The organism is Leifsonia sp. NPDC058292, assembly GCF_042880955.1.
GTDB lineage: Bacteria > Actinomycetota > Actinomycetes > Actinomycetales > Microbacteriaceae > Leifsonia.
This window is the reverse complement of sequence record NZ_JBHVYL010000003.1, coordinates 161357-176549: the sequence shown is the minus strand read 5'-3', so window position 1 is coordinate 176549 and position 15193 is coordinate 161357. Positions and strand designations below refer to the sequence as shown.

General features: G+C 69.8%; 14 protein-coding genes. 2 read left to right on the top strand and 12 right to left on the bottom strand.

What is annotated here, in order from left to right; translation table 11 throughout:
* Positions 1 to 97 precede the first annotated feature (97 nt).
* Positions 98 to 1399 carry a tyrosine--tRNA ligase gene (gene tyrS / locus ACFVWR_RS04215; protein ID WP_387208310.1) on the bottom strand — a complete coding sequence of 434 codons (1302 nt, stop codon included), beginning with the start codon at positions 1397 to 1399 and terminating at the stop codon, positions 98 to 100.
* A 139-nt stretch (positions 1400 to 1538) separates the two neighbouring features.
* Here tyrS and ACFVWR_RS04210 point away from each other — a divergent pair, with 139 nt between their 5' ends.
* Together ACFVWR_RS04210 and ACFVWR_RS04205 are read left to right on the top strand one after the other, a co-directional pair.
* A complete protein-coding gene (locus ACFVWR_RS04210) occupies positions 1539 to 2153 on the top strand; it encodes a DNA-binding protein (protein WP_387208308.1) in 615 nt (204 codons plus the stop codon).
* Complete coding sequence (locus ACFVWR_RS04205; protein WP_387208306.1) at positions 2150 to 2761, top strand: hypothetical protein; 612 nt, start codon at positions 2150 to 2152, stop codon at positions 2759 to 2761. The genes ACFVWR_RS04210 and ACFVWR_RS04205 overlap by 4 nt, the downstream gene beginning before the upstream one ends.
* A gap of 15 nt (positions 2762 to 2776) precedes the next feature.
* Here ACFVWR_RS04205 and ACFVWR_RS04200 read toward each other — a convergent pair whose 3' ends face one another.
* The 11 genes from ACFVWR_RS04200 to ACFVWR_RS04150 all read right to left on the bottom strand — a co-directional run bounded on the left by ACFVWR_RS04200 (position 2777) and on the right by ACFVWR_RS04150 (position 15175).
* Positions 2777 to 3448: a DNA-3-methyladenine glycosylase gene (locus ACFVWR_RS04200; protein WP_387208304.1), complete on the bottom strand. Its 672-nt coding sequence runs from the start codon at positions 3446 to 3448 to the stop codon at positions 2777 to 2779.
* A gap of 1 nt (position 3449) precedes the next feature.
* Positions 3450 to 3590: a hypothetical protein gene (locus ACFVWR_RS04195; protein WP_387208302.1), complete on the bottom strand. Its 141-nt coding sequence runs from the start codon at positions 3588 to 3590 to the stop codon at positions 3450 to 3452.
* Positions 3590 to 5059: an argininosuccinate lyase gene (gene argH / locus ACFVWR_RS04190; protein WP_387208300.1), complete on the bottom strand. Its 1470-nt coding sequence runs from the start codon at positions 5057 to 5059 to the stop codon at positions 3590 to 3592. The genes ACFVWR_RS04195 and argH overlap by 1 nt, the downstream gene beginning before the upstream one ends.
* 3 nt (positions 5060 to 5062) lie before the next feature.
* The gene (argF, locus tag ACFVWR_RS04185; protein ID WP_387208298.1) at positions 5063 to 6028 is read right to left on the bottom strand and encodes an ornithine carbamoyltransferase; all 966 of its coding nucleotides are present in this window, start codon (positions 6026 to 6028) and stop codon (positions 5063 to 5065) included.
* A gap of 37 nt (positions 6029 to 6065) precedes the next feature.
* Entirely contained in the window at positions 6066 to 7244 is a 1179-nt protein-coding gene (locus ACFVWR_RS04180) for an acetylornithine transaminase (protein WP_387208325.1), read from the bottom strand.
* A gap of 44 nt (positions 7245 to 7288) precedes the next feature.
* Entirely contained in the window at positions 7289 to 8203 is a 915-nt protein-coding gene (gene argB / locus ACFVWR_RS04175) for an acetylglutamate kinase (protein ID WP_387208296.1), read from the bottom strand.
* Positions 8203 to 9375, bottom strand: a complete 1173-nt coding sequence (gene argJ, locus ACFVWR_RS04170) for a bifunctional glutamate N-acetyltransferase/amino-acid acetyltransferase ArgJ (protein WP_387208294.1) — start codon at positions 9373 to 9375, stop codon at positions 8203 to 8205. Before argJ ends, argB begins: the two co-directional genes overlap by 1 nt.
* The gene (argC, locus tag ACFVWR_RS04165) at positions 9372 to 10415 is read right to left on the bottom strand and encodes an N-acetyl-gamma-glutamyl-phosphate reductase (protein WP_387208292.1); all 1044 of its coding nucleotides are present in this window, start codon (positions 10413 to 10415) and stop codon (positions 9372 to 9374) included. Before argC ends, argJ begins: the two co-directional genes overlap by 4 nt.
* 311 nt (positions 10416 to 10726) lie before the next feature.
* Positions 10727 to 13273, bottom strand: a complete 2547-nt coding sequence (gene pheT, locus ACFVWR_RS04160) for a phenylalanine--tRNA ligase subunit beta (RefSeq protein ID WP_387208290.1) — start codon at positions 13271 to 13273, stop codon at positions 10727 to 10729.
* Positions 13273 to 14313, bottom strand: a complete 1041-nt coding sequence (gene pheS, locus ACFVWR_RS04155) for a phenylalanine--tRNA ligase subunit alpha (protein WP_387208288.1) — start codon at positions 14311 to 14313, stop codon at positions 13273 to 13275. Before pheS ends, pheT begins: the two co-directional genes overlap by 1 nt.
* Positions 14314 to 14359: 46 nt before the next feature.
* Positions 14360 to 15175: a TrmH family RNA methyltransferase gene (locus ACFVWR_RS04150; protein WP_387208286.1), complete on the bottom strand. Its 816-nt coding sequence runs from the start codon at positions 15173 to 15175 to the stop codon at positions 14360 to 14362.
* Positions 15176 to 15193: the final 18 nt, after the last annotated feature.

Below are 15193 nucleotides of genomic sequence, written 5' to 3'. Positions count from 1 at the left end.
TCGGCTAGGCGAACCGTGGGGCCCCGACCCGCCGTCAGCGAGTGCGCGCTGACGGCGAGTCGGGACCCCTCGATGATTCGGCGGGGCGACGGATGCGCTACTCGACGAAGAGACCAGCGAGCGTCTTCTTACCCCGGCGCAGCACCGCCATGCGGCCGCCGAGCAGGCGGTCGCCCACGGCGAGCTCGCCGTCTTCCACCTTCTCGTTGTTCAGGTACACGCCGCCCTGGGCGATGGCGCGGCGCGCCTCGCCGAGGCTCGACGTGAGGCCGGTGTCGAGCAGCGACTGCGTGACCGTGGCGACGGGCGACGTCGTGGTGTTCGGCAGCTCGCGCAGTGCGGCCTCCAGGGTGACCGCATCCAGTTCGCTCAGGTCGCCCTGGCCGAAGAGCGCCTGCGCCGCGGCGATCGCCGCCTCGGTCGCCTCGACGCCGTGCACCAGGCTCGTCACCTCGTAGGCCAGGCGTCGCTGGGCCTCGCGCTTGAACGGCTCCTCGGCGACCGCCCGCTCGAGGCGCTCGATCTCGGCCCGGCTCAGGAACGTGAACACCTTGAGGCGCGCGATCACGTCGGCGTCGTCGGTGTTCAGCCAGAACTGGTAGATCGCGTACGGCGATGTGAGCGACGCGTCGAGCCAGATCGCGTTGCCCTCGCTCTTGCCGAACTTGGTGCCGTCGCTGTTGGTGATCAGCGGCGTGCCGATGGCGTGCACCGACTCGTGCTCGACGCGTCGGATGAGGTCGGTGCCGCTCGTCAGGTTGCCCCACTGGTCGCTTCCGCCGGTCTGCAGCACGCAGCCGTAGTCGCGGTAGAGCTCCAGGTAGTCCATGCCCTGCAGGGTCTGGTAGCTGAACTCGGTGTAGCTGATGCCCTCGTCGGAGTTGAGGCGAGCGCTCACCGCGTCTTTCTTGAGCATCGTTCCCACCCGGAAGTGCTTGCCGATGTCGCGGAGAAAATCGATGGCCGAGAGGGGCGCCGTCCAGTCGAGGTTGTTGACCAGTCGCACCGCGTTGTCGCCCTCGGTGCTGAGGAAGCGCGAGACCTGAGCCTGGAGGCGACCCACCCACTCCTGCACCGTCTCCTTGGTGTTCAGCGTGCGCTCGGCGCTCGGCCGCGGGTCGCCGATGAGGCCGGTCGATCCGCCGACGAGGCCGAGCGGCTTGTGACCGGCGAGCTGCAGGCGGCGCATGGTGAGCAGTTGCACCAGGTTGCCGAGGTGCAGGCTGGAGGCGGTGGGGTCGAAGCCGCAGTAATACGTGATCGACTCGCCCGCGAGGAGCTGTTTGAGCGCTGCTTCATCCGTCGAGACATGGATGAGCCCCCGCCACTTCAGCTCATCCCAGATGTCGTCGAACGACGGATCGTTGGTCTGTGCTTTGAGGGTTTCTGAGTCGGACACGGAATCAGGTTATCAGCGCAAGGCCTGCAGGCCTGATCCGTCGCACATCAGGCCAGTGTGCCTGATTGAGCTTGCATCAGGGAGTGGGCCCTGATACTGTATCCATCAGGACTGAGTACCTGATTCGAAAGGGGAACCTGTGTTCGTGATCACCGCCGACCAGGTGGGCAGCAGAAGCGGGCCCGATCTCGCCGCCGGCGCACTCGACGACCTCAACGAGCGCTACCGCGACCGGCTCGCCCTCCCGGTCGATCGCAACGCCGGCGACGAGATCCAGGCGCTCACCGCCGACCCGCGCACCGCCCTCGACCTCGTGCTCGACCTCACCCGCGAAGGAGTCTGGAGCGTCGGCCTCGGATGCGGTGGAGTCCGCACCCCGCTTCCCGACGAAACCCGCGAGGCGAGCGGGGAGGCGTTCATCGCCGCCCGCTCCGCCGTCACCCGCGCGAAACGGATGCCGACCCGGTTCGCGGCCGGAGCCGTCGTCGACGCGAGCGCGGCCGAAGACGCGGAGGCGGTTCTGAACCTGCTGCTCACCATCCGCGAAAGCCGCTCGCCCGCCGGCTGGGAGCTCTTCGACCTCGTCTCCTCCGGGCTCACCCAGGCAGAGGCGGGAAAGCTGCTCGGCATCACTCCGCAGTCGGCGAGCGACCGCGCCCGCGCCGGCGGTATCCGTATCGAACTGGCCTCGATCGGCGCCCTGACTAGGCTGTTGGCGAGCCTCGACGACGCCCAGCGAACGGAAACCGTATGATCCCGCACCTTCCCAGCATCTTCGCCGCGATCGGACCCGTCGTCGCCTGGAGCTTGGTGCTCATCCTCGCGATCGCCTCGCTGTGCTGCGTGCTCTTCGCGCTGCGCAACCCCAGACGCCCGCTGATCTACGTGGCCTCAGGCCTGCTCGCACTCGCCGTGATCATCGTCGCCATCCCCACGGTCGCCGCTCCCCCGCTGTTCTCGCTGCTCATCGGGATCGTCGCCGTCGCGCTCAGCATCGCCGGCGGCGGGCCGGCGTCGCAGCTCGTTCTTGCGCTGGCGTCGCGCAGCACCGTCGAGGGTGTCAACGGCGGAATCGTCGTCGCCGAGCGCACGACCCCCGCAGAAAGGGCGGAGGGCGAGCATCCGACGCGCGAGGTGCTGCGCGGCGGAACCACGATCGGCTTCCTCGAACGCCTCGCCACCACCGGATCGATCATCGCCGGTTTCCCCGAAGCAATCGCTGTTCTGGTCGCAGTCAAAGGCGTCGGTCGTTTCACCGAGCTCGACGCAGCGGAGGCTCGCGAGCGGTTCATCATCGGCACACTCGTCAGCCTCATCTGGGCCTGCGCCTGCGCGGCCCTGTTCCGCCTCGCCGCGGCCTGAAGCATCGCTCCGGCGTCAGTGCGACTTCGGGTGGCGCTTGTAGGGCGACACCGACGGATCACCCGGAAGCCAGAATCGCCATGGATAGTCGTCGCCTCCTCCTGCACCGGAGATGCCGGTTCGCGGACCGGCGGCATACGGCTGCTGGATGCGCGGGATCCGCAGTGAGAACGGCGGCTCGAACAGGTCGGAGCCGTTCTCGTCGAGCCGGATGCCCGCCGCGACCACGAGCCGGGCCGGTCCGCGCGCGAGATCCCGAGCGGCCACCGCGCGCGGGCCGCGCTCCGAGCCTCCCGACGCGGCCGAGATCGACCGCCTGGCCAGCGCGAGGTCGGCGCCGCCTACCACCTCGGCAGCCCTCAGCAGCACTCCCGACGGCTCTCCCTCGGGCGAGCACACGACGTTCGCGCACACGTGCATCCCGTAGGTGAAGTAGGCGTACAGATGGGCGGGCGGCCCGAACATCACCTCGTTGCGTTTGGTGCGGCCCCGAAAGGCGTGCGAGCCCGGGTCGACCCCGTTGCCGACATACGCCTCGACCTCGGTGAGCCGCAGCGCGACGGTTCCGTCCGGCGTCTCGTGGCGCAGCACACCGCCGAGGAGTCTCGGGGCGACGTCGAGCGACGACCCGGCGAAGAACTCCCGGTCGGGCTGGAAGAGCCCGTCGTCGTCGTTCGAGGCCACCACGTCAGAACATCCGGATGCCGCTGGCCACCGCAACGATCAGCCCGACCACGATGATGGCGACGGCCACCACGGCGATCGCCGGCACGATCCAGGGATACCTCGGCGGCTTCTTCTCCGGCCGCTCACGCCGATCGGGGGCCATCAGACCAGGTCCCTTCGTGCGCTCGGCAGCACCGAGGCGAGCGCTCGCACCCGCTCCGTGAGCGCCGCGAGCTGCTCGGCGACGCGAGCCGGCGCGGTTCCGCCGACGTTGTCCCTGCTCGCCACCGACCCTTCGATCGTCAGCACGGAGCGCACCTCGGGGGTGAGCAGCGGCGACACGGATGCGAGACCGGCGTCATCCACCTCGCTCAGCTCCAGTCCGCGCTCCTCCGCGAACTTCACCAGGCTCCCGGTGATCTCGTGCGCATCCCGGAAGGGCACGCGCTGCTTCACCAGCCACTCGGCCACGTCGGTGGCGAGCGAGAAGCCCTGGGGGGCGAGCTCCGCCATCCGGTCGGTGTGGAAGTGCATGGTCGCCACCATGCCGGTGAACGCGGGCAGCAAGACCTCGAGCGTGGTGACCGAGTCGAAGACGGGCTCCTTGTCTTCCTGCAGGTCGCGGTTGTACGCGAGCGGAAGGCCCTTGAGCGTCGCCAGCAGACCGGTCGCGTTGCCGATGAGACGGCCCGCCTTGCCCCGGGTCAGTTCGGCGATGTCGGGGTTCTTCTTCTGGGGCATGATCGACGAGCCGGTCGAGTAGGAGTCGTCGAGCGTGACGAACCCGAACTCGCGGGTGTTCCAGAGGATGATCTCCTCGGCGAACCGGGAGAGGTCGACGCCGATCTGCGCCGCGATGTAGGCGAATTCGGCCACCACATCCCGCGCCGCCGTGCCGTCGATCGAGTTCTCCGAACTGCTCGCGAATCCCAGGTCACGGGCGACGAGCAGCGGGTCGAGGCCGAGCGTCGAGCCGGCCAGCGCACCCGAGCCGTACGGGGAGACGTTCGCCCGCTTGTCCCAGTCGGCGAGACGCTCCAGGTCGCGCACGAGCGGCCAGCAGTGGGCGAGCAGATGGTGGGCGAGCAGCACCGGCTGCGCGTGCTGGAGGTGGGTGCGACCAGGCAGGATGGCGGCGGGATGCGCGTCGGCCTGCGCCGCGATCGCATCGACGAGCGCGATGATCTTCTCCGCGATCGCGCCGGCGTGGTCTCGCAGATAGAGGCGCACGAGCGTCGCGATCTGGTCGTTGCGGCTGCGCCCTGCACGCAGCTTGCCACCCAGCTCTCCCCCGGCCCGCTCGATGAGACCTCGCTCCAGCGCCGAGTGAACGTCTTCGTCGGTCTCGAGAGCGGCGAACGAGCCGGACGCGACATCGGCGTCGAGCTTGTCCAGCGCCGCGAGCATCCCGGCGAGCTCGGCGTCGTCGAGGTAGCCCGCGGCGGCGAGCGCCCGGGCGTGGGCCCGCGAACCGGCGATGTCGTAGGCGGCGAGCTGCCAGTCGAAGTGCGTCGACTTGCTCAGGGCGGCGAGCTCGGGCGACGGTCCGCCGGCGAACCGGCCACCCCAGAGGGCGCCCGCCTCGCTGGCGCGGTTACCGGTCGTGCGGTCGTCGTCGTGGGTGTCGGCCATCCGTCACGCCTCCTGCTGGTCGCTGTGGTCGCTGCTGCTGCTCGCGCCGCTGCGCTCGAGGAGCCACACGAGCAGCGCCTTCTGGGCGTGCAGGCGGTTCTCAGCCTCGTCCCAGATCACGCTCTGCGGGCCGTCGATCACGTCGGCCGTCACCTCGTAGCCGCGGTCGGCGGGCAGGCAGTGCATGAAGAGGGCGTCGGGCTTCGCGAGCGCCATGAGATCGGAGTCGACGCGGTAGCCGCCGAACACCGCGATGCGCTCCGCCTTCTCGTCCTCTTTGCCCATCGACACCCAGGTGTCGGTGATCATCACGTCGGAACCGGCCGCAGCATCGTTCGGGTCGGTGTAGACGGTCACCGAGCCGCCGGTGGTCTGCGCGATGCGGTCGGCGTCGGCGATCACGGCGGCAGACGGCGAATAGTCGGCCGGGGATGCGATGCGAACGTGCATGCCCGCGGTCACACCGCCCAGCACGTACGACTGGCCCATGTTGCTCGCGCCGTCGCCGAAGAACGTCATCGTGAGCCCGGACAGCTCGCCGCGCTTCTCCTTGATGGTGAGCAGGTCGGCGAGGATCTGGCAGGGGTGGAAGTCGTCGGAGAGCGCGTTGACGACGGGCACGGTCGTGCCGGCGGCCATCTGCTCCAGGCCCGACTGCGCATACGTGCGCCACACGATCGCCGACACCATGCGCTCCAGCACCCGCGCCGTGTCCGACGGGGTCTCCTTGCCGCCGAGCTGGCTGTTGGCCGTGGAGATGATGAGCGGGCTGCCGCCGAGGTCGGCGATGCCGACAGCGAAGGAGACCCGGGTGCGCGTCGATGACTTGTCGAAGATCACCGCGACGGTCTGCGGACCGGCGAGCGGTTTCGTGCCGAAGCGGTCGCTCTTGAGCCGCTCGGCGAGCTCGAGGATCTCCGACTGCTCGGCAGGGCTGATGTCGTCGTCGCGCAGAAAGTGTCTGGTCATGTGTTCTTTTCCGGTTGTGTGGTCGATGGAGGGCGCGTCAGCGCGGAACGGCGACATCCGCCAGGGCTCGCCCGAACTTCTCGCGGAACTCCGCGAGTTCGCGATCGCCGACGATGAGCGGCGGCGCCAGACGGATGCTCGACTCGTTGGGAGCGTTGATGATCAGGCCGTTCGCGAGAGCCGCATCCGACAACCGGTGCCCCTCTCCGTCGGTGAGCCCGATGCCGATGAGCAGCCCGGAGCCGCGGATCGCGCCGATCAGCGGTGAGTCGAAGTCCCGGATGATCGCCCTCAGTTCCTCGCCGCGCCGGGCCGCGTTCTCCACCAGCCCTGAACTCTCGATCTCGCCGAGCACCGCGTTGGCGGCGGCGGTGGCCAGCGGGTTGCCGCCGAACGTCGAGCCGTGCTGCCCTCGGGTGAACAGTTCGGACGCCCAGCCGTAGGTCACCAGCGCACCGATCGGAACGCCGCCGGCCATGCCCTTGGCGATCGTGATCGCATCCGGAACGATGCCGGCGTGCTCGTAGGCGAACCAGCGCCCGGTGCGGCCGACGCCCGTCTGGATCTCGTCGATGATCAGCAGGGCGCCGTGCTGCTCCGTGAGCTCGCGGGCGCGGCGCAGAAAACCGTCGGGCAGGTCGAGCACGCCGGCCTCACCCTTGATCGGCTCGATGAAGAGCGCGGCGACGCGATCGTCGATGGCCGCCTCGAGGGCGGCGATCGTCGACTCGATGTGCTCCACGCCCGACGGCAGCGGCTCGAAAGCCTCGCGCATCGGCGGCTTGCCGGTGAGCGCGAGGGAGCCCATCGTGCGGCCGTGGAACGCGTTGTTGAGCGCGAGCACGCGCTTGCGACGGCCGTCGCCCCGGTTGAGCCTGGCGAGCTTGAACGCCGCCTCGTTCGCTTCCGCCCCCGAGTTGCAGAAGTACACGCGGCCGGAGTCCCCGGCGCCCGTGAGGCGGGCCAGCCGTTCGGCGAGCTCCAGCTGCGGCGGGGTGGCGAAGTAGTTGGAGACGTGCGCGAGCGTGGCGATCTGCTTGCTCACCGCATCCACGAGCACCGGATGCGCGTGACCGAGCGAGTTCACGGCGATGCCGGCGAGAAAGTCCAAGTACTCCTTGCCGTCGACATCCCACACGCGGCACCCTTCGCCGCGCGCGAGCATGAGCTGGGGCGTGGCCAGGGTGCGCATCATCCTGCGGCCGAACCTGTCCATCCAGCCGCTCGCTTCGGTCTCCGTCGTCGTCTGCTGCGGGGTGCTCACGAGGGCACCACCTCCGTTCCGATACCGCTTTGCGTGAACACTTCGAGCAGGATCGAGTGCTCGACGCGTCCGTCGATGATCGCCGCTTTCGCCACTCCGCCGTCGACGGCGTCGAGGCACGCCGCCATCTTGGGGATCATGCCCGACTCCAGCGATGGCAGCAGGGCGCGAAGCTCGTCGGTGCCGATCTTGGAGACGAGCGAGTCGCGGTCGGGCCAGTCGCTGTAGAGCCCGGCGACGTCGGTGAGGATGACCAGCTTCGCGGCTCCGAGGGCGATGGCCAGGGCTGCCGCCGCGGCGTCCGCGTTGATGTTGAGCGAGTGGCCGGGATCGTCGATGTCGGGCGCGATCGAGGAGACGACGGGGATGCGGCCCGAGGCGATCTGGGCGTGCACCGCCTCAGGGTCGACGCCGACCACGTCGCCCACCAGGCCGAGGTCGACCTCCTCGCCGTCGACGACCGCCCCGCGCTTGCGACCGCGGAAGAGGCCGGCATCCTCACCGGAGATGGCGGCGGCGAGCGGGCCGTGCTGGTTGATCTTGCCGACGAGGTCGCGGCTGATCTGGCCGGTGAGCACCATGCGCACCACATCCATCGCCTCGGGCGTGGTGACGCGATACCCGCCGCGGAACTCGGACTCGATGCCGAGCCGGTCGAGCATCGCGGAGATCTGCGGGCCGCCCCCGTGCACGACGACGGGGTGGATGCCTGCGTAGCGCAGGTAGACCATGTCTTCGGCGAACGCACGCTGCAGCTCTTCGCTGACCATCGCGTTTCCGCCGAACTTGACCACGATGATCTGCTCGTGGAACCGTTTCAGCCACGGCAGCGACTCGATGAGGGTCGCGGCCTTCACCGCGGCGAGCTCGTGCTCGGTGGCCGCTTCCTGATCGTTCTCGACGTCGGCCATCAGCTGGAGTACGCGCTGTTCTCGTGCACGTAGTCGTGCGTGAGGTCGTTGGTCAGGATGGTCGCCGTCTGGTCGCCGGCGTGCAGATCGATCAGAACGTGCACCGCCCGCGGCGCGAGGTCGACCAGGTCGCGCGGCTGGTCGGGCTCGCCCGCGGTGCACACCTGCACACCGTTGATCGCCACGTCGATGCCGTACGGGTCGAAGACGGCGTCGGTGGTGCCGACGGCCGCGAGCACCCGCCCCCAGTTCGGGTCGTTGCCGAAGATGGCCGCCTTGAAGAGGTTGCTGCGCGAGACGGCCCGCCCGACGACCACGGCCTCGTCTTCGGTGAACGCGTTCACGACCTCGATGGCGATGTCGTGGGATGCGCCCTCCGCGTCGGCCTGCAACTGCTCGGCCAGGCTCCGGCAGACCGCGGTGAGCGCCGCGGTGAACTCGTCGAGGTCGGCGACCACTCCGCTGGTGCCGGAGGCGAGCAGCGAGACGGTGTCGTTCGTGGACATGCAGCCGTCGGAGTCGAGCCGGTCGAAGGTGACGCGGGTCGCGCGGCGCAGGGCCGTGTCGAGCTGCTCCGAGTCGAGCACCGCGTCGGTGGTGATGACGACGAGCATGGTCGCGAGCCCCGGGGCGAGCATCCCGGCGCCCTTCGCCATGCCGCCCACCGTCCAGCCCGCGGGCGAGACGTGCGCGGCCTGCTTGGCGCGGGTGTCGGTGGTCATGATGGCCTCTGCCGCTGCCAGCCCTGCGTCGTCGGAGCCCGCGTCGCCGCTCGCGATGGCGGCCGCCGCATCCCTGACGCCGGCGGTCAGCTTGCCGAGATCGAGCTGGTCGCCGATGAGACCGGTCGAGCAGACGATGACGTCACCCGCGCTCACTCCGAGCCGCTCGGCGACGGCCTCGGCGGTGGCGTGCGTGGTCTGGAAGCCCTGGGAGCCTGTGTAACAGTTCGCCCCGCCCGAGTTCAGCACGATCGCGGAGACCACGCCGTCAGACATCACCTGCTCGCTCCACAGCACCGGGTTCGCCTTGCACCTGTTCGTGGTGAAGACGGTCGCGGCGGCGGTGAGCGGCCCCAGGTTCTGCACGATCGCCAGATCGCGTTTCCCCGTCGACTTGAGGCCGGCGGCGACGCCCGCGGCGGCGAATCCGGATGCTGCGGTCACACTCACGGGGCCACTCCATTCACGTTCAGTCCCGCCGTCTCGGCAAGGCCGAGGGCGATGTTGGCCGACTGGATGGCCGCTCCGGCCGTTCCCTTGTACAAGTTGTCGAGGGCGAGCACCGTGATCACGCGACCCGTCGCCGCGTCGAGCGCGAGACCGATCAGCGCGGTGTTCGCACCGAGCACATCCGCAGTGCGCGGCACCTGGCCGGCCGGGAGCACCTGCACGAACGGTTCGCCCGCGTATGCGCTCTCCCACGCGGCCTGCAGCTGCTCGACCGTGACGCCGGGCTTCACCCTGGCCGTCGTGGTGGCGAGAATTCCCCGCGACATCGGCACGAGCACCGGGGTGAACGACACGGTCGGCGAGGCGGCACCCGCTTTGCGCAGATTCTGCTGGATCTCCGGGATGTGCCGGTGCGTTCCACCGACCGCATACGGATTCGCCGAGCCGATGATCTCGCTCGCGAGATACATCGTCTTGAGACTCTTGCCGGCGCCCGAAGGACCGACGGCCAGCACGGCGACGACGTCGTTCTCGTCGACCAGGCCGGCGGCGATGCCCGGGGCGATGGCCAGCGAGACCGCGCTGGCGTTGCATCCGGGGGCCGCGATGCGCTTGGCGCCGACGAGGTTCGCGCGCTGCTTGCCGTCGCCGACCTGCAACTCGGGAACACCGTAGGCCCAGTGCCCGAAGTACTCGCCACCGTAGAAGGCTCCCCAGGCGTCTTCGCTCTCCAGCCGGTGATCGGCGCCGCAGTCGACGACCAGCACGTCGTCGGGCAGCTGTGCCGCGATCTCCCCCGACTTGCCGTGAGGCAGCGCGAGGAAGACCACGTCGTGGCCGGCCAGGTTCTCGGCGCTCGTCTCGACGAGTGTGAGGTGGGCGAGCGAGCGGAGGTGCGGTTGGTGGGCGATGAGCGGCTGCCCCGCGTTCTGGTGCGCGGTGACGGTGCGAATGTCGAAATCGGGGTGACCCGCGAGAATTCTGAGGAGCTCTCCGCCGGCGTAACCGGAGGCTCCGGCGACGGCTACCGAGAAAGTCATGCTTCTACCTTATTGAGTGGACGACAGGGGGCCGGAGACGGCGGCACCCACGTCGCCCTCGAAAGGGTCGCGCCAGCGCCGCCTAGATTCGGCGGTCGCGCAGGCGTCGGCGCAGGGCGCGGGCGGCGGAGACCGTGCGCGTGTCCTGGAAGCACCGAGCGAAAAGCATGCGGCAAGCGTAGCGGGTCGGCGGGGCGAGGCGCGAATCGGCCGTCGGAGATCTCGCCCGACGCGCCGGCGGGATGTCCGGCGTGACGGAGATCGCGGCCGCAAGGCGCGGGATCTCCGTCACGCTGGACGACTCGGCGCGGCTACTCGCGGATGTGCGCTCCGAAACGCTCCTCCGCGCGAGCCGCCCCGGCGAGCTTGGCCTCGCTGGCCTCCGCCGCGGTGAGCGTGCGGTCGGCGGCACGGAAGCGCAGCGCGTAGGTGAGGCTCTTGCTGCCGTCGGGCAGGCCGGTTCCGCGGTAGTCGTCGACCAGGCGGATGTGCTCCAGCAGATCGCCGGCGCCCTCCGCGACAGCGCGCTCCACGTCCCCGGCGGGCACCGTCTCGGCCACCACGAGCGACAAATCCTGCGTCGCCGCAGGGTAGCCCGCGATCACGCCGGCGACGATGTCGGCCGGGGCGACCGCCACGAGCGCGTCGAGGTCGAGCTCGAACACACCCACGACGCGCGGCAGGTCGAACTCCTCGGCCAGTGCGGGAAGCAGTTCGCCTGCATAGCCGACGGCGACGCCGGTTCCGTCTTCACCGCGCGCGATCAACTGCGCTGTGCGCCCGGGGTGCATCGCCTGGTGGGAGCTCTGCACCGGCTCGACGGCGACGCCGACAGCGGCCGCCGTCTGGGCGACCATCGTGAGCGCGTCGGCGAGGCCGGCCGCGACGGCGGCCTGACCGGGCTGCTTGGGGATCGGATGCCCGATCGCGAGACCAGCCAGGTAGCGCGGCTGCGGCGGAATGCCCGCGTTGAGCGAAGCGAGCACCTCGTCGCTCGGCAGGGCGGCTCCGGCGGGCAGGCTGCGGCTGCCGAACCCGGCGCCCGCGACCGGGCGGAAGACAACACCCGACTCGTAGATCGTCAGGTCGACGAGCCCGCGTGCGAGGTTGCGCTTGGCCACGTCGACGAGCCCAGGCAGAAGGGAGGTGCGCAGGTACGGCGCCGTCGCATCCAGCGCGTTGGCGATCTTGACCGCCGGCACAGATCCGGCCTCGGCCGAACCGAACGTGTCGTTCGCGGCTTCGCTCACGAACGGGAACGAGAGAACCTCGGTCGCGCCGTTGTCGGCGAGCATCTGCACCACGGCGCGGCGCAGCTTCTGCTCCCGGCTGAGCCCCCGGCCCGGGGGCGCGACGGGCAGCTCGGAGGGGATGCGGTCGTACCCGACGATGCGCGCCACCTCCTCCGCCAGGTCGGACTTGTCTCGCAGATCAGGGCGCCAGGTCGGGGGCACGACGAGCAGCGTGTCACCGTTGTCGGTCACCGTGCCGCCGATCTCCGCGAGCGCGCCGAGCACCTCGTCGGGCGTGAACTCCACGCCGACCAGCGAGCCGATGTAGGTCTTGGGCAGACGGATGGTCTCGGGAGCGTCCGCCGCGTCGAGCAGCGAGCCCAGGGCATCCGCGTGGCCGCCGGCGAGTTGCTCGAGCAACTGCACGACGCGTGCCGCCGCGGCGACCGCGACGCGAGGGTCGACGCCGCGCTCGAACCGCTTGGACGCCTCGCTCGGCAGCTTGTGCCGGCGCGCGGTGCGCGCGATCGACACGGGATCGAAGTTCGCGGCCTCCACGAGCACGTTGCGGGTGTCGGCGCCGATCTCGGTCGAGGCACCGCCCATGACCCCGGCCAGACCGATCGCACCGGAGTCGTCGGTGATGAGCAGGTCTTCGGGATCGAGCGCCCGCGTCTGGTCGTCGAGCGTGACCAGCTTCTCGCCGGGGTGAGCGCGGCGCACGACGATGCCGCCGTGCAGCTTGTCGAGGTCGTAGCCGTGGATCGGCTGGCCGAGCTCGAGCATCACGTAGTTGGTGACGTCGACGATGAGCGAGATCGAACGGATGCCCGCGAGCTTCAGCCGCGCGATCATCCAGGCCGGCGTCGGTCGCGTTCCGTCCACGTCGCGAACGACGCGCGTCACGAAGACGTTCGCGCCGACACGGCCGCGGATGGGAGCGCGATCGTCGACGACGACGCTGAACCCTGCTGCGTGGGCGCCGTCGACGACCAGACCGGCGGCGTCGGCGGGGTCGCGGAACGCCGCTCCCGTCGCGTGCGAGTACTCGCGGGCGATGCCGCGGATCGAGAACGCGTAGCCGCGATCGGGGGTGACGTTGACCTCGACGGCCGTGTCGTCCAGGCCGAGCAGCGAGATCGCGTCGCTGCCGACCTCAGGGTCGAGACCGAGCGTCGTGAGGCGCAGGATGCCGTCGTGCTCGTCGCCGAGGCCGAGCTCGCGCGCCGACGCGATCATGCCGTCGGAGACGTGCCCGTACGTCTTGCGTGCGGCGATCGGGAACGGACCAGGCAGCACCGAACCCGGCAGGGTCACCACGACCTTGTCGCCCGGGAAGAAGTTCGAGGCGCCGCAGACGATGCCGTGCACGGACTCGCCGCCGTCGGCCGCCGTCTCGCCCTCGGGTGCGACGCGCACCTGGCACCAGCGGATGGTCTTGCCGTTCGACTGCGGCTCCTCGACGAAGTCGAGCACCTGGCCGACCACCACCGGGCCCGAGATCTCGAACGTGTGCACGTCCTCCTCTTCGAGACCGACCGAGACGAGCGCGGCGTGCACATCCTCCGCCGTGGTTCCGGGCTCGAGGTCGACGTATTCGCCGAGCCAGCTGAGTGGGACGCGCATCAGACCACCATTCCGAACTGCTGGGAGAAGCGCACATCGCCTTCGGCCATGTCGCGCATGTCTTTGACGTCGTTGCGGAACATCAGCGCCCGCTCGACGCCCATGCCGAACGCGAAGCCGGAGTAGACATCGGGGTCGATGCCCGCCGAGCGCAGCACGTTCGGGTTCACCATGCCGCACCCGCCCCACTCGATCCAGCGGGCTCCGCCCTTGAAGGTCGGGTGCCACAGGTCGAGTTCGGCGCTCGGCTCGGTGAACGGGAAGTAGTTGGGGCGCAGACGCACCTTGGCGTCGTCGCCGAAGAGGGTCTTCACGAAGTGGTCGAGCGTTCCCCGCAGGTGCGCCATCGTCAGGCCCTTGTCGACCGCGATGCCCTCCGTCTGGTGGAAGACGGGCAGGTGGGTCGCGTCGAACTCGTCGGTGCGGAACACCCGCCCCGGTGCGATGCGGTAGACCGGCAGCTCGTTGCCGAGCAGCGCCCGCAACTGCACGGGTGAGGTGTGCGTGCGCATCACCAGGTGCGCATCCGTCGGCTCGACGAAGAAGGTGTCCTGCATGGCGCGAGCGGGGTGGTCCTCGTCGAAGTTGAGCGCGTCGAAGTTGTACCACTCGCTTTCCAGCTCCGGCCCCTCCGCGACCTCCCAGCCCATGCCGACGAACGCGTCGGCGATTCGCTCCTGCAGGAGTGACAGCGGGTGGCGCGCGCCCGGCGTCCAGCGCGTCGGCACGGCGGTGACGTCGACGGTCTCGGCCGCGAGCTGCGCTGCCGTCTCTGCGGCCTCTATCTCGGCCTCTTTGGCCGCGAACGCCTGATTCACGCGGCCCCGCGCCTGGCCGACGAGCTTGCCGGCGGCGGCCTTCTGGTCGTTCGGCAGCGAACGCAGGCTGGCGTTCAGTCGGGCGAGCGGGGAGCCATCGGCCGTGTGCTCGCCGCGCACGACCTTGAGCGCCGCTGAGTCGGCGGCAGCGTCGATGGCCGCGAGCGCGGCTGCGACGGCGGACTCGACCGTGGCTTCGGAGATTTCGGTGGGATCAGACACGGAACCCAAGTTTAGTGGGCCGCCCGGATGCCCGCCTGCGCCCCGATCAGTCGAACAGCGCGCTCGATCGTTGCGCGAAAGCCGACTCGTAGAGGCAGACGGATGCTGCGGTCGCGAGGTTCATCGACTCCGCCCGGCCGTAGATGGGCACGGTGACGACGCGGTCGACGAGGTGGAGCAGTTCGTCGGCCAGCCCGCGGGCCTCGTTGCCGAACACCCACGCGGTGGGCCGCGCGAGCTGCCCGTCGGTGCGGGCGGCGAGCAGGTCTTCGCCCTTGATGTCGGCGGCGAGCACCTGCAGGCCCGCGCCGTGCGCCCGTTCGACGACGTCATCCAGGCTGGCGCCGACAGCGACCGGCACGTGGAAGAGGGAGCCGGTGGTGGAGCGCACGACCTTGGGGTTGTAGAGGTCGACGGTTCGGCCGGTCAGCACCACCGCATCCGCACCCGCTGAGTCGGCGGCACGGATGATCGTGCCGGCATTGCCGGGGTCGCGCACCTCTTCGAGAACGGCGACGAGGCGCGGCTCACCCGAGAAGATGTCGCGGATCGAGGTCGGGAACTGGCGGCAGACCGACACGAACCCCTGCGGGGTGACGGTGTCGGCCATCGCCTCCAGCACCTGCTCGGTGACGAACTCGACGTCGACGCCGGCCTCGACGGCCGTCTGCGCGATGTCGCTGTACCGCTCCAGGGCGGTCGGGGTGGCATAGAGCTCCACCACCAGTTCGGGTCGGAAGCTCAGCGCCTCGGCGACAGCCTGCGGCCCTTCCAAGAGAAAGAGCCCGGTCTCAGACCGGGCTCCTCTCTTCGCTAGTTTGGCCACGGCTCGAACGCGCGGTGAGCGCGGATTGTCAAGCATGGCACCAGCTTAGTGATG

Excerpts from the sequence above, each read along its gene's own strand:
- argF (WP_387208298.1), bottom strand. The coding sequence starts at position 6,028 with ATGACCAGACACTTTCTGCGCGACGACGACATCAGCCCTGCCGAGCAG.
- pheT (WP_387208290.1), bottom strand. The coding sequence starts at position 13,273 with ATGCGCGTCCCACTCAGCTGGCTCGGCGAATACGTCGACCTCGAGCCC.
- ACFVWR_RS04180 (WP_387208325.1), bottom strand. The coding sequence starts at position 7,244 with ATGGACAGGTTCGGCCGCAGGATGATGCGCACCCTGGCCACGCCCCAG.
- ACFVWR_RS04150 (WP_387208286.1), bottom strand. The coding sequence starts at position 15,175 with ATGCTTGACAATCCGCGCTCACCGCGCGTTCGAGCCGTGGCCAAACTA.
- ACFVWR_RS04195 (WP_387208302.1), bottom strand. The coding sequence starts at position 3,590 with ATGGCCCCCGATCGGCGTGAGCGGCCGGAGAAGAAGCCGCCGAGGTAT.
- argC (WP_387208292.1), bottom strand. The coding sequence starts at position 10,415 with ATGACTTTCTCGGTAGCCGTCGCCGGAGCCTCCGGTTACGCCGGCGGA.
- ACFVWR_RS04205 (WP_387208306.1), top strand. The coding sequence starts at position 2,150 with ATGATCCCGCACCTTCCCAGCATCTTCGCCGCGATCGGACCCGTCGTC.
- argB (WP_387208296.1), bottom strand. The coding sequence starts at position 8,203 with ATGGCCGACGTCGAGAACGATCAGGAAGCGGCCACCGAGCACGAGCTC.
- argH (WP_387208300.1), bottom strand. The coding sequence starts at position 5,059 with ATGGCCGACACCCACGACGACGACCGCACGACCGGTAACCGCGCCAGC.